The organism is Pseudomonas sp. FP1740, assembly GCF_030687165.1.
Taxonomy (GTDB): Bacteria; Pseudomonadota; Gammaproteobacteria; order Pseudomonadales; family Pseudomonadaceae; genus Aquipseudomonas.
This window is the reverse complement of sequence record NZ_CP117461.1, coordinates 3,189,506-3,211,333: the sequence shown is the minus strand read 5'-3', so window position 1 is coordinate 3,211,333 and position 21,828 is coordinate 3,189,506. Positions and strand designations below refer to the sequence as shown.

Genomic DNA, 21,828 nt, shown 5'->3' with positions numbered 1-21,828 from the left:
CAGGCACTAATACAATGTCAGTTGCCCAATAACTTAAACTAAAAGAGGATCTCCGCACCTTTAAGCAACAACCAGTAGAAGGAACTACCAATGAACCAACCGCGCACAGCTGCGAATTATAATTTGCAACCATCAAGCCCTCAAGATATTACCCCTCGACTTAAGCAAGGTATTGAGGGCGATAAAATCGAGCGAGGCGAAATCATCGCACAGCTTAAAAAGGCTATTTCCGGAAAAGAAAACAATGAGCAGATAGACTGGGAAGAGCTATTCATTACAGTGACCGAAGGTTCTTCGTTCGAACAGGCACTGCGCCCCGGGGCTGTCATGTTGCAGAGCATGATCGACAAGCCCGCCTTTAAAGAAGTGCTCGCCTACTATGCCGTTCATCCTGATGCTTCGTTCTATGTTGTCGATGCCGGACACATCATCGCGTCCCATAATGGCCGCGAAATACGATTGACCGCAAAAACGAAACTTGATCCGGATCTCAATGATGATCTGGTTGCAATCGCTGATATTGCAGCAACCATCGACAGAGTGGTGTTCTTCGACAATCGGCTGGGTGTTGCTCAATGGATCACATTCCACGAATACGAACTGCCCGAAGATGTAAAACGCATTAAAAACCTGATCAAGCATCTGGAGTTTGACTACCACCCTTCCCCGGCATTGGGTAACTACTGGGAAGCCATCACAGGCAGTGAGGACAAGGCTTTGGTGCTATCGGCGGATGACAGGCAAACAATTCGTACCTTGACCGCTCAGCATATCGGGGGACGCGGAAAGCTGCTGGTGGACCTGTGCAGTATTGTATTGGGAAACCGTTCGAAAACAGCAAACCGATTGAATTGCCGCGAACTGCTGCACGAATTGGGTGTACACCCCTATTTCAAAATTTGGTCCGAAAGTTATTTAAAAGCGCTTGACTGGTACGGATCCAAATCAGGTGAGTCCGTCTCTGAGTTGAACCTCGAGCAGGTGCTCATGACTGCAATTATTCTCGACATTTACCCGGACGCGGGAGGCGACGAGCGTCGAAATCACATCGCGGGTTACAACCTTTATGCGCCTGAAAACATAGAGAAATCGGTTCCAGAGGTTTTCACTGAACTGGAACGGCATCTTGAGAGTGAGCATGACATTCCTTCTAACACCAGTACTCTCGCCGCCTACTTGCTGCTGGCAGGCAGGGCACCCGAATTTCTGGTAAGAGATCTGCCCGAATCATTGCGACTGGGCACCCCCGAATGGATTACGTTCTGTCGGGGCGTTGCCATAGCAGAAGCCAACGCTTGCGGTTCCGTGCTTTCCATGACCTTTGCAAACGTCATGCAACTTGAAGCGATTGAGCCAGTCAACAAGGAGCAGGAGATTCTGCACAGCGTGCTGTCAGTCGATCCGATTATTGACTGGGCGCTGTTGAACAACGTGATTACGCTTGAGCAGGTGATCATTGACTATAAAGGTTCTAGTGATCGTGCCATTGGGGCTTATCAGACCTTTGCGGATGTCTATTCGCAAGCAGTCGCCACGTTATCGACCCCACTGCCCAGCCGAAAAGCGATTTCCCGGGAGATACTTGAGCAGATCGTGCCGGACTGCGATTTCATCGACGAAAAAATACTGTTCGAGAAACAACGGGGTTGGCACGAGTTCAACAATTTCGAGCCGTTAGCCATGTCCATGGTAGAGCTCAACATGTCCAACCATCTGGGGACACTGAACTGGGATTTGAAAAAAAGCCCTAGTCTCTACCAGAGATTTCCGCACCTTGTGCCTAATCTGGTCTCTACGGAGGGGATTTTCAAACGTCGCTTTGACCAGGCTTATGCGCCATTGGAAAAAGCGATGGCCAGTATTGTCAATCTGGCTTTGTCGGCGTTACCGCCGGCTGACCGGGTTCGTTTGCTGTGCGGTGAAGTCACTTTCTTCACTATCCGCCCCTCGGTTGCCATCATCCAGCCTCCCGATTTGTTTCCTCAGGAAAAACAGAAAGCCAAAGATGAAGCCACGGGTCGCTATGGCGTCGTGATGTGCTCGAGATATGAAGGCCGGCTGTATTGTTATGAATTGTTCACCTTGCACGGTGAATGCAGGGAGAACCCGCAACTGGCAGCACTTGTGCAAAAAGAAGGACTGCTGGCACAACCTGCGAGACTGGACTTTACCGACCACATCAACAGTTTGAGCAAAGCTGCAAAAATCCACAATTTGCCAACTGATATAGAGAGCTATACCCATGGAGTTCCACCAGGCAACACACAGTCCAGTCATGGGGTCATTGAAAAACTGGGATCATTGAACGCATCGATAAAAACAAGACGCACTGTTAAGCCTGGTTATTATGAGAGCTATCTAAGCGAAGAATTCAGCACCCTGACAAATTTCATTTTGAAGCATCGCCCCCTCTGGACGTACGCCGAATTGATAGAAGATGCACGGGGCCGAACAGCGCTGGAGCAAAGGTACTTAAAAGAAGAACAACAATTCGAGACATTCATTAATATTATTGTGCCTTTTAAATCCTGCATCGAAGACTTCTTCTCCGACGATCCGGACCGTAACAGGGGCAGTACGTTGTCCTGCACGCTTGAACTTGCGATGACCGTTTTGCTGGTCGTTGGCGTCGCCGCAAAAGCCGTTAGCGTCGCGGCAAAGGCCGTTTCCACGGCCTCGAAGACCAGAGCGCTAGCCAAGTTGGGCCTAGGGTTTCTCCATTCTGTGTTCAACCCGCTGGACGGTACGCCAGAGCTGATCCTGGGCGTCGGAAAGTATTTAAAGAAAGGTGTATCGGGTATCAGTCGGGCTGGTTTGAACTCTTTGGAAAATGCAACCCATCAATTTCGAAGACTGACCGGCAGCGCTGACTCTTATGACTTGATCAAAGCGGCGCAACGAACTGATATCGGACAAGGAACCTGGCGTCCACTGGGTAGCTCTGGAGATTCTTTCGTCGTGTCGGCGGTCCGTATGCAGGATGACTGGTACGCTCTCAACCGGCTGGGGCAGCCGTGGGGAAAGAAACTCAAAAACTTCGACTTGAGTTTCAAGTCCTACGTTCGCAAGAAGCTCCTGCCGGATAGTTTCGTCTGCGCCTATGTCAAAAGAAGCTTACCGATCGCCCAGACAAAAATTGACACCGCATTGCATCAACTGGTGGCGAACAGTGCTGATTTCGAAGTAAAAGCAGTAATAAAATATTTCTTCGGCAACAGTTCCACTCAAACTGTTGAGCACCTGACCGAAGCATTACGCAAAATGAAAAAAGACCTCAATCACATCTCCCTGAAGAACATAGATATTGTAAAAAAACCTTCGGACGGCGCACTGGCGGCAATGCTTCCCGAGACCTTCGCGCGATGGAAAGCAGCGAATTACTCCGCTGACTCGGTTGAAAGTCGATTCATTAAGATCTACTCGGACAATATGACTGACTTTTTCCAAAAGGAAAGGTTCGACAAAGGACGGATCGCTGATGGCGTGGTGCATGAGATGTCTCATGGCTCACAACGTACGATTGACCTGATGTATGGCAACCCGGATCCCGAATTTGGTAAGGCAGGCGATGTCGATGTGACTCAGTTGATGAATCTGGCGAAACATCCGGAAGGACTAGATCCTTTCACATTGCGGGATGCCGATCACAACGGGTTCCGTGAGTTTAACCAGCTTAAAAAAGACTTGCCCAAGATCGTTGCCGAGGCTCCTGCACTCCTGAACGCCGACTCTTACGCCCTGGCTATTGGCTTGCTGAATCAACGATCGGCCAATTACCCGCGTTTTCTCGAAAACCTGGGCCGGATGAGGAGCAAGTTCGACACCGCAACCGGTAAGCACATCACGGAGGCTGTGATCATTAATCTGTCTACACTCGCCTAGATGCCTGGGGCAGAAAATCTCTGTCAACGGGGTCGCTGACCTCCCGTAGACTCAAGTAAACGGCCGCAAACTCACAGGAATCGCCTCCTGTGGTTTAATTGCGGCCTTTTCTTCGTCTCTCCTCGCCTACACCAAGGAACACTGTCATGAGTCAGCCCAACGCAACCAAAGTCTTGGTCATTGGTTACGTCTGGCCCGAGCCCCGTTCTTCAGCGGCCAGTGGGCACGTCATGCAAATCCTTGAGACATTCTTGCAGCAGGGCTGGGACGTCACCTTCAGTAGCCCGGCCGGCACCGGTGAACATCGGGCTGATCTGACGGCGTTGGGCATTCGTGAAATTCCGATTGAATTGAACAACAGCAGTTTCGACGACTTCGTCAGCGAACTTGCTCCGGACATAGTGCTGTTCGATCAGTTCATGATGGAAGAGCAGTTTGGCTGGCGGGTCGAAAAATACTGTCCCGATGCCCTGCGTGTCCTTGAGACATCGGATCTGCAAAGCTTGCGGCACGCCCGGCATCAGCGCCTCAAGGATCGCTTGAAGGCCAGTGACGACAACAATGATTTCAGCGACTTGTTCGCGCCGGCGTTGCGCGAAGAGTTCGAACTGATGGCTGATACCGATCTCGCCAAACGGGAGATTGCTGCGCTGTACCGTTGCGACTTGAACCTGATGATCTCTGAAGTGGAGATCGAATTGCTGGTCGAGCAGTTCAAGCTGCCGCGCAACTTGTTGCACTGGTGTCCGCTGATGGTCGAACCTGAGGGCGTGCCGCCGACAGCCTTTGAAGATCGGGCGCACTTTCTCAGCATCGGCAATTTTCGACATGCGCCGAACTGGGATGCGGTGCTCTGGATGAAAACAGCCATCTGGCCGTTGATCCGCGAGCAACTGCCCACGGCTCAGTTGCATATCTACGGTGCTTACACGCCCCCCAAAGCTACCGCGCTGCACAACCCGGCCCAGGGTTTTCATGTCATGAACTGGGCAGAAGATGCTTTGCAAGTGATGTCGGCGGCACGCATTTGTCTGGCGCCTCTACGCTTCGGTGCCGGTATCAAAGGCAAGATCGTCGACGCCATGTTATGTGGCACCCCCACGGTGACGACGCCCATCGGCGCCGAAGCCATGCACGGCAATCATCCCTGGCCTGGAGCCGTGGCCCGTACGGCACGGGAAGTGGCTGACTGTGCGGTGCGGCTGTACAAGGATGAAGCGCTTTGGGCGCAGGCCCAGTCCCACGGGCAGAGGTTGCTGGCCGATCGATATAAAACGTCGGAACATGGCCCGGCATTGATCAAGAAGTTGTTGCACTGCCAACAGCACTTGCCTCAACTTAGACGCGATAACTTTACCGGTAGTATGTTGCGCCATCACCACCATAAAAGTACGCAATACATGGCGCAATGGATTGAGGCGAAAAACCGAAACCCTGCCTAAGTCACGCACAACCAAATACACATATCTTGCATTATCACAACGATTGATCGCCCCACTCTTTCCCTTTATAAATTATTGACCGAAGTGAGTAACAGCCACTCACTTCGGCCAACCGATAACACCTATCAAACTATGCAAGGAAGCATTAAATGGACAATACTGTTCAGAGCAACTACGCACTTAGAAACTGGATGGCCAGCACGCCGGCAATCGATACACTGTCGCTCAATGAGTTGACACTGCCAGGCACCCATAACGCCGGAAGCGACTGGAAAGCCACTTGGCTGCAAGGCCCTGGAGCCCATTGGCTGGCCTGTCAGCATAAATCGTTTTATTCCCAGCTACACAACGGTTCCCGCGCGCTGGATATTCGCCTGACTTACGACGCCCGCGCGCCGGGACTTGGAAAATTTCGCTGTCATCATAACAATTATCGCAATGACCGAACCCTGGGCCAACTTGTAACCGATGTAGAAAAATTCCTTCAGGAAAACCCCAATGAATTCATCATCCTGGACTTTCACGATCTGAGCGGAAGCACGTTTGACTTCGCTTATTTTAATGACATGATGATCCACTTTCTCGGTCATCGGATCATTCCCCGCAAAAACCGGTCGCTGAGTCTGCGTCAACTCAAACAAATCAGTTCTTTGCAAAGAATACTGGTCGCAGCCCCCTGGAACAGAGCCCTTGATCAAAACCTATTCATTGAACAGATCGAGCACAAATGGTCTGGCAACGGCCTCACCAGTGCCGCTGAGTTGGAGCAGCACATTATAAAAGTGCTGAAATTCCCGCCAGGCACATGGGCACCATGGTCCCTGTCCGCGACCAGTTATAGCGTTCTAGGTGGCCCGGTAGATATTCACGATGAGCTTAATTCGTGGTTTGACCCGAATAAAAGCGACTGGGCAACACGGTGCAACATTATCAACGTCGACTTCATTGAAGAAAGCAACATCGTTGCATATTGCCTGACCGCGAACCTGAGTAAAGCGGCCAAGCGCGCCAACTAACGCTGAGCCATTAAAGGGTTATTTCTTGTGCAAGTATTTCCGTGACTGGCAATGCTGTCGCGCACTTCTATGCTGGGTCATGAAAGTCTTTCTACGCAGGCGAGTAATAGAGGGATGGCACGCAGCCACACCCGAAACATGGACCTCGTCCCCTCCATGGTGGGGACGAGTCTACGACAAGGAGCTGTCATGACCCATAACGCAGTAATCACGCTGGATAAACAAAAGTGGATGAGTAATGCCCTCGACATCGATCGTATAAAACTGACTGATGTTATCTGGCCCGGCGCCCATAATGCCGGCATGGATAAACAGGCGCCTAATTATGAGGTGGTCGTCGGCAACTGGACGACGTGTCAAAACGGTTCATTTGCATGGCAACTGTCCAATGGCGCACGGGCATTCGATATCCGCCTGGGCTACACCGAGGGGGCTGATCAGTCGATTTTCTATTTCCATCACAATGGATATCAGTCACATCGGGTTCTCGATGAACTCATCAGCGCAGTTTCATCTTTCCTGGACCGAAATCCGGATGAATTCGTGGTTTTGGACTTTCATCAGCTAGGGGACGGTAACAAACGCTTTGACTATCAGAAACTCAATGAGCTTCTGGTCAGCCAACTCGGACAACGAGTAATACCGCCCGACAACGCCACAAAAACGATCGGCGAGCTCAAGCGGATCAGTGCTCGCCGCCGGGTGATATTAGCGGCGCCCGTACGGCGGGAACTGGATGAGAATTATTTCTGGCCGCCCATTGCACACAAGTGGATCAACAAGCGGTTTACCGACACCGAGGATTTGAAAACCCATATCTCCAACACACTCAAAGACGCGCCATACGAAACATTTTTATGGTCGTTATCGGCCACCAGCTACGCGTTTCTGGGAGGGCCTCAAGACATCAAAAACCACATCAATGACTGGTTCAATCCCACCCGGGACTGGGTCACGCGCTGCAGCATCATCAATACCGACTTTTTCGACGAATCCGAAATCGTTCGTTACTGCTGGAGTGCCACCAGCATGAACGCGGTATACGGTGATGCCTTGCATGCCCCCGCCTGAGCACAGTCGCGTTGCAAGCTGGCCTTAGGCATCCCGAAAGAGGCATGATCAAGGGGCGATAACAATTAAAGCACCCTGACATGACCCGAACAGCCAGAGTCACCGATCCTTCCTACGAATTGATGGACGACCACAACGGGTTGTCCATCATCTATCGCCAACACGGATTCCCCTGCCCCCTGGTGCGCTGGCATTTCCACAAGGAATACGAACTGCACTTGATCATCGCCAGCTCCGGCAAGGTGTTCATCGGTGACTACATCGGTAACTTCTACCCGGAAACACTGTTCCTGACCGGCCCCAACCTGCCCCACAACTGGATCAGCCAGGTGGGCGAAGACGAAGTGGTACCCGAGCGCGACATGCTGGTCAACTTCACTGACGAGCTGTTCGAAAGCGGCCATCAGGTATTCGCCGAACTCAAGACAATTGCGCCCTTGCTGGAGCGCGCGCAGTACGGCATCGAGTTTCGCTGCAAGCGCACCATCCGCCAGGCCATGACCTTGATGCAGCGCATCGCCGACACCCAAGGCATGACCCGGCTCGGGCATTTTTTCATTCTGCTGGAGTTGCTGGCGGCGTCCGATGACTACCAGTTGCTGTCCGGTGCCACGACGCCGCAATTGGCCGATGAACACAATATCGACCGTACCAACCGCGCGGTGGATTACATCTTTGCCCATTACGCCAGGGATTTAACGCTGGAAGAGGTGGCCGAGCATCTGGGTCTGAAGCCGACCTACTTCAGCCGAGTGTTCAAACAGGCCACCGGACGCTGCTTCATCGAGTTCGTCAATCGTCTGCGCATCAGCAAATCCTGCGAGCTGCTGGCCGATGGCGACAAAACGGTGACCGATGTGTGTTTCGAGTCGGGCTTCAATAATATTTCCAACTTCAACCGGCGTTTTCAGCAACTCAAGGGCATGACGCCGTCGCACTATCGGCGGCTGGCGGTGCAGCGGTTGACTGAGCAAAACCTGGGCTGAATTTTAGATCGCCTTCGCGGGCAAGCCTCGCTTCTGCAGGAGCGAGGTTTGCCCGCGAAGAGGGCGATGAAATCTGTACAAATTCAATGACCGCTCGCCTCTGCAGAGCCTGTCCTTGCATCTCCCCCGCCAAAGCCCAGTGCAAAAAAGTATCGATCACAGTGCGATGGATGATTTGTCAGCCCATCAATTGAAGGCTGTAATCGCTGCACATTCTTCCCTCCGCAGGAAGACACAAAAACAATAACTGTCCTTCTGTACCCCCTGGGTGCAGAAAAGGAGTGCACGATGCAACCTTCTGTAAAAGCTCTGCTTGCCCTCACCTGCATGACCCTCAGCAGCGTCAGCCTCGGCGCTCAGACCCTGACCATCGCCACCGTCAACAACAGCGACATGATCCGCATGCAAAAACTCTCGAAAACCTTCGAGGCCGAGCATCCGGACATCAAGCTCAATTGGGTGGTGCTTGAAGAGAACGTCCTGCGCCAACGGCTGACCACCGACATCGCGACCCAGGGCGGGCAGTTTGATGTGTTGACCATCGGCATGTACGAAGCCGCACTCTGGGGCGCCAAGGGTTGGCTGGAACCGATGAAGGACTTACCGGCCAACTACGCCCTCGACGACGTTTTCCCTTCGGTGCGTGAAGGTCTTTCGGTCAAGGGCTCGCTCTATGCCCTGCCGTTCTACGCTGAAAGCTCCATCACCTATTACCGCACCGACCTGTTCAAGGAAGCCGGGCTGACCATGCCGGAGCGCCCGACCTGGGAACAGATCGGCGAATTCGCCAGCAAACTCACCCATAAAGATAAAGAACAGTACGGCATCTGCCTGCGCGGCAAGGCTGGCTGGGGCGAAAACATGGCGCTGATCACCACCGTCGCCAACGCCTACGGCGCACGCTGGTTCGATGAGAAATGGCAGCCGGAATTCACCGGTCCTGAGTGGAAAAATGCGCTGAATTTCTACGTCGACACCATGAAAAAGTCCGGCCCGCCTGGCGCATCGAGCAACGGCTTCAACGAGAACCTGGCGCTGTTCAACAGCGGCAAGTGCGCGATCTGGGTCGATGCCAGTGTGGCCGGCTCGTTCGTAACCGACAAAACCCAAAGCAAAGTCAGCGACCACGTCGGCTTTACTTACGCGCCGCATCAGATCACCGACAAAGGTTCGGCCTGGCTGTATTCCTGGGCACTGGCTATCCCAACCAGTTCCAAGGCCAAGGAAGCGGCGAAAACCTTCAGCGCCTGGGCCACGTCCAAGGAGTACGGAGCCCTGGTCGCGGAAAAAGACGGCATCGCCAACGTGCCACCAGGCACTCGCGCCTCGACCTACACAGAGGCTTACATGAATGCCGCGCCGTTCGCCAAGGTGACGCTGGAATCGCTGAAAGCCGCGGACCCGAGCCAACCGTCGCAAAAGCCCGTGCCCTACATCGGTATCCAACTGGTAACCATTCCTGAATTCCAGGCCGTGGGCACCCAGGTCGGCAAGCTGTTCTCAGCGGCGCTGATCGGCCAGACCACGGTCGACCAGGCCCTGACCGCCGCCCAGTCAACCACCGAACGTGAGATGAAGCGCGCCGGTTATCCCAAATAACCAGCGCCCCCCATGTAGGGGTCGGCTTGTGTGGCGAGGGAGCTTGCTCCCGTTCGACTGCGCAGCAGTCGCAAAGCTTTTGGGGCCGCTTCGCGACCCAGCGGCAGCAAGCTCCCTCACCACACAAGCCTCGCCCCTACAGTTGATCTTCATTTGTCTGTTCCCAATCGGTTCTGATCGCCATGAATACTTCAACCACTGCCAAAGCTCACATGGACATCCCGCAACCGGTGCGTAAAAGCCGGTTGACCAACCCCGGCTGGTTTCTGGTCAGCCCCTCGGTGGCGTTGCTGCTGCTGTGGATGATCGTGCCGCTGGGCATGACCGTTTACTTTTCGATGATCCGCTACAACTTGCTCTACCCCGGTGAAAACGAATTCGTGGGGCTGGAGAACTTCAGCTATTTCCTGAGCGATTCGGGTTTCCTGCCCGGCGCTACCAACACCCTGTTGCTGGTGGGCAGTGTGTTGCTGGTCAGCGTGGTGTTCGGCGTGTTGATCAGCGCATTGCTGGAGGCCAGTGAGTTTCTCGGTCGCGGCATCGTGCGGGTGATGTTGATCTCGCCGTTCTTCATCATGCCCACCGTCGGTGCGCTGATCTGGAAGAACCTGATCTTTCACCCGGTCTCGGGGATTCTCGCCTACATCTGGAAGCTGTTCGGCGCGCAGCCGGTGGACTGGCTGGCGCACTACCCGCTGCTGTCGATCATCATCATTGTGTCCTGGCAATGGCTGCCCTTCGCGATCCTGATCCTGATGACCGCCATGCAGTCCCTCGACCAGGAACAGAAAGAAGCCGCGCGCCTGGACGGTGCCGGCCCGATCGCGATCTTCTGGCACCTGACCTTGCCACACCTGGCCCGGCCGATTGCGGTGGTGGTGATGATCGAAACCATCTTCCTGCTGTCGGTGTTCGCCGAAATCTTCACCACCACCAACGGCGGCCCCGGCTACGCCTCGACCAACCTCGCCTATCTGATCTACAACCAGGCACTGGTGCAGTTCGACGTCGGCATGGCCTCCGCCGGTGGTTTGATCGCGGTGGTGATTGCCAACATCGCGGCCATCGTGCTGGTGCGCATGATCGGCAAAAACCTGACAGACAAAGCCTGAGGCCCGCGCCATGACTCTTCAACAATCCCGTCGTCTGCAAAGCCTGCTGCTCGGCACCCTGGCCTGGGCCATCGCGATCGTGATTTTCTTCCCGATCTTCTGGATGGTGCTGACCAGTTTCAAGACCGAAATCGACGCGTTCGCCACGCCGCCGCAGTTCATCTTCATGCCGACGCTGGAGAACTACCTGCACATCAACGAGCGTAGCGATTACTTCAGCTTCGCCTGGAACTCGGTGGTGATTTCCTTCAGCGCCACGGCATTGTGCCTGCTGATTGCGGTGCCAGCCGCCTACTCCATGGCGTTCTACGAAACCCAGCGCACCAAAGGCACGCTGCTGTGGATGCTCTCCACCAAGATGCTGCCGCCAGTAGGCGTGCTGATGCCGATCTACCTGTTGGCCAAGAGCTTTGGCCTGCTGGATACGCGAATCGCGCTGATCGTGATCTACACGCTGATCAACCTGCCGATCGTGGTCTGGATGGTTTACACCTACTTCAAAGACATCCCCAAGGACATCCTCGAAGCGGCACGCCTGGACGGCGCCACCCTGTGGCAGGAAATGGTCCGGGTGCTGCTGCCGATCGCCAAGGGCGGCCTGGCCTCCACGGTGTTGCTGTCGCTGATCCTGTGCTGGAACGAAGCGTTCTGGTCGCTGAACCTGACCTCGTCCAAAGCCGCGCCGCTGACTGCACTGATCGCCTCTTACTCAAGCCCCGAAGGTTTGTTCTGGGCCAAGTTGTCGGCGGTGTCGACCCTGGCTTGCGCGCCGATCCTGATCTTCGGCTGGATCAGCCAGAAACAGCTGGTCCGCGGCCTGTCGTTTGGCGCCGTGAAATAGCCCTAAAAGAATAAACATAAAGGAGCGCCATCATGGCCAACCTGAAAATCAAAAATCTGCAAAAAGGCTTCGAAGGTTTTTCCATTATCAAAGGCATCGACCTGGAAGTGAACGACAAGGAATTCGTGGTGTTCGTCGGCCCGTCGGGTTGCGGCAAGTCCACCCTGCTGCGGCTGATCGCCGGCCTTGAAGAAGTCAGTGGTGGCACCATCGAACTCGATGGCCGCGACATCACCGAAGTCAGCCCGGCCAAGCGCGACCTGGCGATGGTGTTCCAGACCTACGCCCTGTACCCGCACATGAGCGTGCGTAAAAACATGTCGTTCGCCCTCGACCTGGCCGGTATAGCGAAAGCCGAAGTCGAGAAGAAGGTCGGCGAAGCAGCGCGCATTCTGGAGCTCGGGCCGATGCTCGAACGTAAACCGAAACAGTTATCCGGCGGTCAGCGTCAGCGCGTAGCGATCGGCCGGGCCATTGTGCGTAATCCGAAAATTTTCCTGTTCGACGAACCGCTGTCCAACCTCGACGCCGCCCTGCGGGTGCAAATGCGCCTGGAACTGTTGCGCCTGCACAAAGAACTGCAAGCCACCATGATCTACGTGACCCACGACCAGGTCGAAGCCATGACCATGGCCGACAAAGTCGTCGTGCTCAATGGCGGCAAGATCGAGCAGGTCGGTTCGCCACTGGACCTGTATCACCAGCCGGCCAACCTGTTTGTCGCAGGTTTTCTCGGCACACCGAAAATGGGCTTCCTCAAAGGCAAAGTCACCCGTGTCGACAGCCGGGGCTGCGAAGTGCTGCTGGACGCCGGCACCCGCATCACTCTGCCACTGAGCGCTGCCAACCTGAGCGTCGGCGGTGCGGTAACGCTGGGCATTCGCCCGGAACACCTGGAGTTGGCGCAACCTGGCGACTGCACGTTGCAAGTCACCGCCGATGTCAGCGAACGTTTGGGCAGCGACACCTTCTGCCATGTGCTGACGTCTTCCGGTGAAGCGTTGACCATGCGCGTTCGCGGCGATTTGGCCAGCCGTTATGGCGAAACCCTAAGCCTGCACCTGGATGCGGAACACTGCCATTTATTCGATGCCGACGGCGTGGCGCTGACCCGCCCACTGCGCGCCGCAGCCTGACCTCAGAGAACATGCGATGAAACTGAACAAGTCCAACCTCAACCGCCTCGCCCCCGAGGTAGCCCTGCCCGCCTACACCCTCAGCGACACCCGCCAGGGCATCGCGCACATTGGCGTCGGCGGTTTCCACCGCGCACATCAGGCGTACTACACCGACGCCTTGATGAACACCGGCGAAGCACTGGACTGGGCCATCTGCGGCGTTGGCTTGCGCGCCGAAGACCGTCGTGCCCGGGACGATCTCAAAGAACAGGATTACCTGTTCACCTTGTTTGAACTTGGCGATACCGATGACACCGAAGTGCGAGTCATCGGCGCGATCCGCGACATGCTGCTGGCCGAAGACGGCGCCGAAGCGCTGATCGATAAACTGGCCAGCCCCGAGATCCGCATCGTCTCGCTGACCATCACCGAGGGCGGCTACTGCATCGACGACAGCAACGGCGAGTTCATGGCGCATCTGCCACAGATCCAGCACGACCTGACCAATCCGAACACGCCGAAAACCGTGTTCGGCTTCCTCTGCGCCGCGCTGGCCAAACGGCGTGCAGCCGGCACGCCCGCGTTCACGCTGATGTCCTGCGATAACCTGCCGCACAACGGCGCGGTGACCCGTAAGGCCCTGCTGGCGTTCGCCGCCCTGCACGACGCCGACCTGCGGGACTGGATCGAGCGCAACGTCAGCTTTCCCAACGCCATGGTCGACCGCATCACGCCGATGACCAGCATCCAGCATCGCCTGCAATTGCACGACAAACACAGCATTGACGACGCCTGGCCAGTGGTCTGCGAACCGTTTGTGCAGTGGGTGCTGGAAGATAAATTCGTCAACGGTCGCCCGGCCTGGGAAAAAGTCGGCGTGCAGTTCACCGACGACGTCACGCCTTATGAAGAGATGAAGATCAAACTGCTCAACGGCAGCCATCTGGCCCTGACCTACCTGGGGTTCTTGAAGGGTTACCGCTTCGTTCACGAAACCATGAACGACCCGCTGTTCGTACGCTACATGCGCGCCTACATGGACCTGGACGTGACGCCGCAACTGGCGCCGGTGCCCGGCATCGATTTGACCGAGTACAAAAACACCCTGGTGGCGCGCTTCTCCAATCAGGCGATTGCCGATCAGCTGGAGCGGGTGTGTTCGGACGGTTCGTCGAAGTTTCCGAAATTCACCGTACCGACCCTCAACCGCTTGATCGCCGACGGCCGCGAGACCAAACGTGCGGCGCTGGTGGTGGCGGCCTGGGCGCTGTACCTCAAAGGCGTGGATGAGAACGGTCAGACCTATGCAATTCCGGATCCGCGGGCGGCGTTCTGTCAGGCGCTGGTGGCCGATGATGCATTGATCACCCAGCGGCTGCTGGAGGTCGAGGAAATTTTCGGCACGGCGATTCCCCGTTCGCCAGCGTTCGTCGCGGCGTTCGAGTGGTGCTGTAACAGCTTGCGCGAGGTTGGCGTGACGCAGACGCTCGAACGAGTGCTGGCCGTCTGATCATTCCCACGCTCTGCGTGGGAATGCAGCCCGGGACGCTCCGCGTCCCATCCAGAAGCGGACGCAGAGCGTCCATTGATGCATTCCCACGCAGAACGTGGGAACAATCTTCGGTAGGGTGTTTCCATGGCAAACCAACAACTATTCCTGGGCATCGACTGCGGCACCCAAGGCACCAAAGCCGTGATCCTCGACGCACACAGCGGTCAGGTCCTCGGTCAGGGCGCTGCTGTCCACAGCCTCATCAGCGGCCCCAATGGCCGTCGCGAGCAAGACACTGCCCAGTGGCTGGAAGCCTTTACCCAAGCCACCCGCCGCGCGTTGCTCGCCGCGGATGTCGATGGTCAGGCCATTCTCGGCATCGGCGTTTCCGGCCAGCAACATGGCCTGGTGCTGCTCGACGATCACGGCCAGGTACTGCGCCCGGCCAAGCTCTGGTGCGATACCGAATCCACCCCGGAGAATGATCGTCTACTGGTTCATCTGGGCGGTGAAAAAGGCTCCCTGGAACGCCTCGGCATCGTTATCGCGCCGGGCTACACCGTGTCCAAGCTGCTCTGGACCAAAGAACAGCACCCGGAAATTTTCGCCCGCATCGCCCGCATTCTGCTACCCCATGACTACCTCAACTATTGGCTCACCGGCCGCAGTTGCAGCGAGTACGGCGATGCGTCGGGCACCGGTTATTTCAACGTGCGTACGCGTCAGTGGGACTTGCAACTGCTGCGCGACATCGATCCCACCGGGCGCCTGCACGCCGCGCTCCCGGAGCTGATCGATGCCCACCAGCCGGTCGGTACGATCCTGCCAGGCATCGCCGAGCATCTGGGCATCAACCCCAAGGCCCTGGTCTCCAGCGGCGGTGGCGACAACATGATGGGCGCGATCGGCACCGGCAACATCAAGCCCGGCGCGATCACCATGAGCCTCGGTTCTTCGGGAACGGTCTACGCCTATGCCGAGCAAGCGCACGTCAGTCCAGACGCCTCGGTGGCGACGTTCTGTTCCTCCAGCGGCGGCTGGTTGCCGCTGATCTGCACCATGAACCTGACCAATGCCACCGGCGCGATTCGCGAGTTGTTCGAACTGGATATCGAGCAGTTCAACGCCTTGGTCGAACACGCGCCGATTGGTGCCGAAGGCGTGTGCATGCTGCCGTTCCTCAATGGCGAACGCGTTCCCGCCCTGCCCCATGCCAGCGGCAGCCTGCTGGGGTTGACCATGACCAACCTGACCCAGGCCAATTTGTGCCGCGCCGTGGTGGAAGGCACCACCTTCGGTTTGCGTTACGGGCTGGACCTGCTGCGCCACAATGGCTTACAAAGCCGCAGCATCTGCCTGATCGGTGGCGGCTCCAAAAGCCCGGTGTGGCGGCAAATCGTCGCCGACATCATGAATACACCGGTGATTTGTACCGAACAGAGCGAGGCCGCGGCGCTTGGCGCAGCGATTCAGGCGGCGTGGTGCAAGTCTTGGGCAAACGGCCACGAAGACAGTCTGGCGGACTTGTGCGAGCGCTGCGTGAAGCTCGACCTGGCCAGTGAAACCCTGCCGATTGCAGAAAATGTACAGGCCTGTCAGCAGGCCTACGAACGCTATCAACAGCATGTCGCAACCCTTTAAAGAGCGAGCAACTATGTATTTGGTGTGTGGTGAAGCGCTGTTCGATTTCTTCAGCGAAGACGATGCCAGCGGTCTGGCGTCCAAAGTGAATTTCAAGGCAATCGCCGGCGGCTCGCCGTTCAACGTCGCGGTGGGTTTGCGCCGCTTGGGCGTGGATGCCGCGCTGTTTGCCGGACTGTCGACCGACTACCTCGGCCGTCGCTTGCAGCAAGTGCTGCAGGATGAAGGCGTACGCCCGGATTACCTCGTGGACTTCGCCGCGCCGACCACGCTGGCGATGGTGGCGGTCGGTGCCAACGGCTCGCCTCACTACAGCTTTCGCGGCGAAGGCTGCGCGGATCGACAGTTGAGCCTGGCGCATCTGCCGCAATTGGGGCCTGAAGTGCGCGGCTTGCACATCGGCTCGTTCTCGCTGGTGGTGCAACCGGTTGCCGATACCTTGCTGGCGCTAGTTCAGAGGGAAAGCGGCAAACGCCTGATCAGCCTCGACCCGAACGTGCGCCTGAATCCCGAGCCGAACATCGAGTTGTGGCGTTCGCGGATCGCCACTCTGGTGGAGCTGGCGGACCTGATCAAGGTCAGCGATGAAGACTTGAGCCTGTTGTATCCCGAACAGGATCCCCAGCGCGTGATCGAAAGCTGGCTGGAGCATCGCTGTCAGCTGGTGTTCCTGACCCGTGGCGGTCAGGGCGCAACGGTGTTCAGCCGGGCTCATGGCACATGGTCGGTGCCGGCCTGCTCGGTGAAGATTGCCGACACCGTGGGGGCTGGCGATACCTTCCAGGCGGCGCTGATTACCTGGCTGACCGAGCAACAGCTGGATTCGGTTGCGGGTGTGCAGCGGCTGAGCCGTGAGCAGATTGACGCGATGCTCAGGTTTGCGGTGAGCGCTGCAGCGTTGACCTGCAGCAAAACCGGGCCGGATTTGCCGTATCGGCGGCAGTTGAGCTGAAATACACGCCCTCATACCTCCCCCTGCTATGGCAGGTCCTGATTTCAGGGCCTGTCGGCGGACATGAATAAAAGACAGCCTGCATATGTTTCTTTTGGGCGTTATATCTTTTCGCCCATTATATTTTTTAGATATATTCTTATTGCAATTTAAAACTATAAAACCAGGCAAAAGATAAGCGGCTGTTGACAGCCCTATATTTTTATATGCGAAGTAAATTTATAGCATTTTACACTTGCAACTATTCCAAAAAAATAATTACCCACAGCCAATTACAACCAAGTAGTTACTTGACCGCCACATGCCTTCAACTAGTATCTTTTCCACGCACGGCGCAGGTAAGGACAATTGCTGTGCGAATCCTTATACCACCACAACAGGAAAAGGAACTCCAACATGGAAAGTGTCGCTATCTCAGCTGCCCAAATTAACTGGAACGGCGGACAACGCATTACGCTCACCGCAGGTGATACAGCCACCTGTACCGCGCTTAGCCCAGGCCAACTGTATGGGATCTTTATCTACAACTCCGCGCAAAATGACAACAACTCGACTGTCTCCGTGAACTGGAGCAACAGCCAGCCGCCCGTACCGATCACGGTGCCTGGCACCACGGCCAATGCAGGCCTGGCATCGTTGGGTTTTGTCTCGGGCACCGATACTCAAACCGTTTCGGTCTCACTGTCCAGCAACGCCGGTAAATCACAGGTCGAAATCTGGCTGGGAAGTGTCAGCATGCCGACCAACACATCGGGGCTCAGCAACTATCCGCTGCCGGCCGATGGTGAGCAGCATCCGTTCAACAAGTACACCCGCTACTATGCGGTCCCCCCATCGAAATGGATGAACCTGACGATCACCAGCACCATTACACAGTTCCTCTCCTGCCAGTTCCGTGAGGCGCAGGCGACCGTGTTCGTCGTCAATGAGACGTCGAACGGCCTTCTCTCCGGCCAAGTCACCACGATTGGGCCTACTGCAAGTGAAGTTGGGGCCGTCAAAATCAGTTATTCGCAGATTCAGAGCATTACCAATAATCTGCAAGGCGACGGTACGCAGTGGGTCTGGATGGATGCTGACAGCCAGCAAAACTCGCAGAGCGCGACCATTTCCCTGCAATCGCTTTAAATTTATTGGCTGAGTCATAAACGAAGGCCCCATCTGTGGGGCCTTCTTTTTATCTGGCGTAGCGGTCAATTGCCTCGAAAAGTGCCTGTATTCATCGTGCAAAACCTCAGCTATAGGGGAAAGCCCTACAAGCGTCAGGCCCCTGACCTACGGCATTTTCGCCTTGAACATGGCCATTTAATACTGCACCATCCGCCCCTGCTTTTTCAAAGGACGGAATTCAAGGCATGCTGGACGCAAACGCAATCCATATCTTCCTCACCCTCGAAGGCGTTTCCGTCGACCTTCAGGTGCTCAGCTTCATCGGCCGCGAGGCCCTCAACCAGCCCTTCTGTTTCGACATCGAACTGGTCAGCGCCCGCCCCGACCTGAAACTCGAAGAGCTGCTGCACAAGCCCGGTTGCCTGACCTTCGGCGCCACCGGCCAGGGCAAAATCCATGGCCTGGTGTACCGCATCGAGCAAGGCGATTCCGGCAAGAGCCTGACCCGCTACAGCATCAGCCTGGTGCCGCAACTGGCCTACCTGCGCCACAACCACGACCAACAGATTTTCCAGCAGCTCAGCGTGCCGAAGATCATCGCCCAGGTCCTCGAAGCCCGCGGCATTCTGGCCGACGCTTACAGCTTCCAGCTCGGCGCGATCTACCCCGAGCGCGTGTACTGCGTGCAGTACGACGAGTCCGACCTGCATTTCATCCAGCGCCTGTGCGAAGAAGAAGGCATCCACTTCCACTTCCAGCACTCGGCCAGCGGCCACAAACTGGTGTTCGGCGATGACCAGACGGTGTTCCGCAAACTGGCGCCGGTGAGCTACCAGCAGGATTCCGGCATGGCCGCCGAAAAACCGGTGATCAAGCGCTTCAACCTGCGCCTGGAAACCCGCACCACCCGCGTCAGCCGCCGCGACTACGACTTCGAAAAACCGCGCCTGTTGCCGGAAAGCGCAGCCAAAAGCGCGTTCGCCCCGGACCTCGAAGACTACGACTACCCTGGCCGTTTCACCGACCGCGTGCGCGGCAAGCAACTGGCGACCCGCGCCCTGGAACGTCATCGCAGCGACTACCAACTGGCCGAAGGTAAAGGTGACGAGCCAACCCTGGTCAGCGGCCACTTCCTGGCCCTCAGCGAACACCCGCGCGCCGAATGGAACGACCTGTGGCTGCTGCTGGAAATCGTCCACGAGGGCAAACAGCCGCAAGTGCTCGGCGAGAACATCACCAGCGACGTCACCGACAGCAAGGACGATTTCCATCAGGGCTACCGCAACCGCTTCCTCGCCACCCCGTGGGACGCCCATTACCGCCCAGCCCTGGAACACCCGAAACCGCAAGTGCTGGGCAGCCAGACCGCCATCGTCACCGGCCCGCCGGGGGAAGAAATCCACAGCGATGAATACGGCAGGGTCAAGGTGCAATTCCACTGGGACCGCGACGGCCAGTCCGACGACAAGACCAGCTGCTGGCTACGCGTCGCCAGCGGCTGGGCCGGCAACGCCTACGGCGGCATCGCCATCCCGCGGGTCGGCATGGAAGTGCTCGTCACCTTCCTCGAAGGCGACCCCGACCAGCCGCTGATCACCGGCTGCCTGTACCACAAGGAAAACGTCGTCCCCTACGACCTGCCGGCGAACAAGACCCGAAGCACCTTCAAAACCCTCAGCTCGCCGGGCGGCAAGGGCTACAACGAGTTTCGCATCGAAGACAAAAAAGGCGCGGAACAGATCTACCTGCACGCCCAGCGCGACTGGGATGAAAACATCGAGCACGACCAGAAGATCCGCGTCGGCAATGAACGACATGACACGGTCGAGGCCAATGTGTTCAGCGAGTTCAAGGTAGAAGAGCACCGGATTACCCATCTGGACCGCAAGACCGAAGCACGGGCGGATGATCACCTCACCGTGGGCGTGACCCAGCATGTGAAGGTGGGCACGGCGCAGTTTGTCGAGGCGGGTCAGGAGATTCATTACCACGCCGGGGAGAAGGTGGTGGTCGAGGGTGGCATGGAGCTGACGGCCAAGGCTGGCGGGAGCTTTGTGAAGATTGATGCGGGGGGGGTGACGATTAGTGGGGCTGAGGTGAAGGTCAACTCGGGTGGTGGGCCAGGTTCCGGCACCGGGATTGGCATTCTCGCCCCGCTCATTCCTGTCATTGCCGATCAAGCTCGTGCAGGAAGCTTGCTCAAGGCGAAAGTTAGCGAACGATACGATGAACAACTTAAATTCGTTACGCGCCGTGGGCAACCCGTCAAATCCGTAAAAACAGCGCTGATTGTGCCGTCCGAAATAGCACCACAAATATCGAAAAGCGACGCTAATGGTCTCCACCCTCGCGTGCAAACAGACGCCGAAGAGCCGGTAAAGGCCCACTTGGTGTGGGATGAATTGATTGTGCCTTCTGGTGCAGATGACTACGAGGCGAGCAGAAAGAAATGAGCGCTCAACCGATTACGACCTTCAAAACCAATGACAAAGAATGCTCTGTCCACGAAGTTGTCTTGGGCTGCGATAAGCTGTGGGCTATGGGACAGGAAGAAGCCATACGCCGCTTAAGCAAAAAGCGCTCATCGGGTTCGAGCAAGTACGAGCTGATTTCGGACTTCGGCGCTCGCGCCGCGAGGATTGCCGCCGCTTACGCCAGTTTCTATTTGGAGCAGGGTGAAGATGGAAAACCGGAACTCAAGGGCCGTTTCTATTGGATGGGTCTTGCGGCGTTTGCCAGCAAGCAGGTGAAGTGCGGTCTGGACTTTATTCCGAATGATCCTTACCTGGCACTGACGCCTCCTATCGTCCAGCCGCCTCTGCGCATTGGCAAGAACGCGCTGGGCAAAGGCAATTTCTGGCTGTTTCAGGACATTTTTGTCTGGCATTGGTTTTACAGTAAATACAAAGAACAATTCGATGAGTGCGCGCCTGAACGCAATGTGCGTAGTTGTGAGGGGCAGATCAAGACCAATATCGATAGTTTGCCTTGGGCTGATGAGGCGCTTGCTACGCTTAGCAATTTGCATGTTACGGACGACGTAAAAAAAGGATTTAAGGACATTCAACAAACAGAAATACTGCCTATTGGAAAAGCAAGAAGGAGCATGCAACTGTCTTCACTAATGGCAATTGCAGATCACGAACAACGAAAAATTCTTCAGCCTTTGATTTACAAAAACCTGCCCTTTCGAGCGACACTGAAGATGCAGGCTGGTTTCGAATGGGCACCTTTTGTTCCAGTAAGAGTGGCTGCATTCAGCCCAGCCTGCGACGTCAAACAGCCGGAGCTCAGAGTACAAATGTCAGAAGGTGATTTGTATGATGAAAGCGACAGAATGAAATTTATTGGCGCCATTGCAAAACAATACCACCTGCTGATGGGCACGCGCGAAGCGTATATGGAAGGCGAGATACGCACAATTTCTACTTGGGCGAACGCGCAATGAAATTTCATTGGCTCTTCATCTCTTGCGTTTTTCTTACTGCATGCAATGACAGCGAATCAATTATGACAAATAAGACAGCACCCATCGAAGTAGCTCTTCATGCTCCTATACGAGATAT

15 protein-coding genes are annotated in these 21,828 nt (G+C 56.1%); all 15 read left to right on the top strand.

Annotated features, from left to right (window positions below; translation table 11 throughout):
* Window positions 1-90 precede the first annotated feature (90 nt).
* The 15 genes from PSH69_RS14575 to PSH69_RS14505 all read left to right on the top strand — a co-directional run bounded on the left by PSH69_RS14575 (window position 91) and on the right by PSH69_RS14505 (window position 21,710).
* Window positions 91-3,882 (top strand): hypothetical protein, encoded by a 3,792-nt coding sequence (locus PSH69_RS14575; RefSeq protein WP_305412677.1) that lies wholly within the window; start codon window positions 91-93, stop codon window positions 3,880-3,882.
* 146 nt (window positions 3,883-4,028) lie between these two features.
* On the top strand, window positions 4,029-5,324 hold the full coding sequence (locus tag PSH69_RS14570) for a glycosyltransferase (protein ID WP_305412675.1): 1,296 nt from the start codon (window positions 4,029-4,031) through the stop codon (window positions 5,322-5,324).
* Window positions 5,325-5,473: 149 nt separating this feature from the next.
* On the top strand, window positions 5,474-6,340 hold the full coding sequence (locus PSH69_RS14565) for a phospholipase (protein ID WP_305412673.1): 867 nt from the start codon (window positions 5,474-5,476) through the stop codon (window positions 6,338-6,340).
* 189 nt (window positions 6,341-6,529) lie between these two features.
* Entirely contained in the window at window positions 6,530-7,411 is an 882-nt protein-coding gene (locus tag PSH69_RS14560; RefSeq protein ID WP_305412671.1) for a phospholipase, read from the top strand.
* Between the two features lie 80 nt (window positions 7,412-7,491).
* Window positions 7,492-8,397: an AraC family transcriptional regulator gene (locus PSH69_RS14555; protein ID WP_305412669.1), complete on the top strand. Its 906-nt coding sequence runs from the start codon at window positions 7,492-7,494 to the stop codon at window positions 8,395-8,397.
* Window positions 8,398-8,685: 288 nt separating this feature from the next.
* On the top strand, window positions 8,686-9,996 hold the full coding sequence (locus tag PSH69_RS14550; RefSeq protein ID WP_018926037.1) for a sugar ABC transporter substrate-binding protein: 1,311 nt from the start codon (window positions 8,686-8,688) through the stop codon (window positions 9,994-9,996).
* A 182-nt stretch (window positions 9,997-10,178) separates the two neighbouring features.
* Window positions 10,179-11,108 (top strand): carbohydrate ABC transporter permease, encoded by a 930-nt coding sequence (locus PSH69_RS14545; RefSeq protein WP_370695243.1) that lies wholly within the window; start codon window positions 10,179-10,181, stop codon window positions 11,106-11,108.
* A 10-nt stretch (window positions 11,109-11,118) separates the two neighbouring features.
* Window positions 11,119-11,949: a carbohydrate ABC transporter permease gene (locus PSH69_RS14540; protein ID WP_105341861.1), complete on the top strand. Its 831-nt coding sequence runs from the start codon at window positions 11,119-11,121 to the stop codon at window positions 11,947-11,949.
* 32 nt (window positions 11,950-11,981) lie between these two features.
* The gene (locus tag PSH69_RS14535) at window positions 11,982-13,085 is read left to right on the top strand and encodes an ABC transporter ATP-binding protein (RefSeq protein ID WP_305412668.1); all 1,104 of its coding nucleotides are present in this window, start codon (window positions 11,982-11,984) and stop codon (window positions 13,083-13,085) included.
* A gap of 16 nt (window positions 13,086-13,101) precedes the next feature.
* The gene (locus PSH69_RS14530; protein ID WP_305412667.1) at window positions 13,102-14,577 is read left to right on the top strand and encodes a mannitol dehydrogenase family protein; all 1,476 of its coding nucleotides are present in this window, start codon (window positions 13,102-13,104) and stop codon (window positions 14,575-14,577) included.
* A 126-nt stretch (window positions 14,578-14,703) separates the two neighbouring features.
* Window positions 14,704-16,200 carry a xylulokinase gene (gene xylB / locus PSH69_RS14525; protein ID WP_305412666.1) on the top strand — a complete coding sequence of 499 codons (1,497 nt, stop codon included), beginning with the start codon at window positions 14,704-14,706 and terminating at the stop codon, window positions 16,198-16,200.
* Between the two features lie 13 nt (window positions 16,201-16,213).
* Window positions 16,214-17,152 (top strand): carbohydrate kinase, encoded by a 939-nt coding sequence (locus tag PSH69_RS14520; protein WP_305412665.1) that lies wholly within the window; start codon window positions 16,214-16,216, stop codon window positions 17,150-17,152.
* A 396-nt stretch (window positions 17,153-17,548) separates the two neighbouring features.
* Window positions 17,549-18,280 carry a hypothetical protein gene (locus PSH69_RS14515; protein WP_305412663.1) on the top strand — a complete coding sequence of 244 codons (732 nt, stop codon included), beginning with the start codon at window positions 17,549-17,551 and terminating at the stop codon, window positions 18,278-18,280.
* A gap of 227 nt (window positions 18,281-18,507) precedes the next feature.
* Window positions 18,508-20,715, top strand: a complete 2,208-nt coding sequence (locus tag PSH69_RS14510) for a type VI secretion system tip protein VgrG (protein WP_305412662.1) — start codon at window positions 18,508-18,510, stop codon at window positions 20,713-20,715.
* Complete coding sequence (locus PSH69_RS14505) at window positions 20,712-21,710, top strand: hypothetical protein (RefSeq protein WP_305412661.1); 999 nt, start codon at window positions 20,712-20,714, stop codon at window positions 21,708-21,710. Before PSH69_RS14510 ends, PSH69_RS14505 begins: the two co-directional genes overlap by 4 nt.
* Window positions 21,711-21,828: the final 118 nt, after the last annotated feature.

What these genes read in the sequence shown, in the direction of transcription:
- PSH69_RS14575 (WP_305412677.1), top strand. Translation starts at nt 91, where the DNA reads ATGAACCAACCGCGCACAGCTGCGAATTATAATTTGCAACCATCAAGC.
- PSH69_RS14570 (WP_305412675.1), top strand. Translation starts at nt 4,029, where the DNA reads ATGAGTCAGCCCAACGCAACCAAAGTCTTGGTCATTGGTTACGTCTGG.
- PSH69_RS14565 (WP_305412673.1), top strand. Translation starts at nt 5,474, where the DNA reads ATGGACAATACTGTTCAGAGCAACTACGCACTTAGAAACTGGATGGCC.
- PSH69_RS14560 (WP_305412671.1), top strand. Translation starts at nt 6,530, where the DNA reads ATGACCCATAACGCAGTAATCACGCTGGATAAACAAAAGTGGATGAGT.
- PSH69_RS14555 (WP_305412669.1), top strand. Translation starts at nt 7,492, where the DNA reads ATGACCCGAACAGCCAGAGTCACCGATCCTTCCTACGAATTGATGGAC.
- PSH69_RS14550 (WP_018926037.1), top strand. Translation starts at nt 8,686, where the DNA reads ATGCAACCTTCTGTAAAAGCTCTGCTTGCCCTCACCTGCATGACCCTC.
- PSH69_RS14545 (WP_370695243.1), top strand. Translation starts at nt 10,179, where the DNA reads ATGAATACTTCAACCACTGCCAAAGCTCACATGGACATCCCGCAACCG.
- PSH69_RS14540 (WP_105341861.1), top strand. Translation starts at nt 11,119, where the DNA reads ATGACTCTTCAACAATCCCGTCGTCTGCAAAGCCTGCTGCTCGGCACC.
- PSH69_RS14535 (WP_305412668.1), top strand. Translation starts at nt 11,982, where the DNA reads ATGGCCAACCTGAAAATCAAAAATCTGCAAAAAGGCTTCGAAGGTTTT.
- PSH69_RS14530 (WP_305412667.1), top strand. Translation starts at nt 13,102, where the DNA reads ATGAAACTGAACAAGTCCAACCTCAACCGCCTCGCCCCCGAGGTAGCC.
- xylB (WP_305412666.1), top strand. Translation starts at nt 14,704, where the DNA reads ATGGCAAACCAACAACTATTCCTGGGCATCGACTGCGGCACCCAAGGC.
- PSH69_RS14520 (WP_305412665.1), top strand. Translation starts at nt 16,214, where the DNA reads ATGTATTTGGTGTGTGGTGAAGCGCTGTTCGATTTCTTCAGCGAAGAC.
- PSH69_RS14515 (WP_305412663.1), top strand. Translation starts at nt 17,549, where the DNA reads ATGGAAAGTGTCGCTATCTCAGCTGCCCAAATTAACTGGAACGGCGGA.
- PSH69_RS14510 (WP_305412662.1), top strand. Translation starts at nt 18,508, where the DNA reads ATGCTGGACGCAAACGCAATCCATATCTTCCTCACCCTCGAAGGCGTT.
- PSH69_RS14505 (WP_305412661.1), top strand. Translation starts at nt 20,712, where the DNA reads ATGAGCGCTCAACCGATTACGACCTTCAAAACCAATGACAAAGAATGC.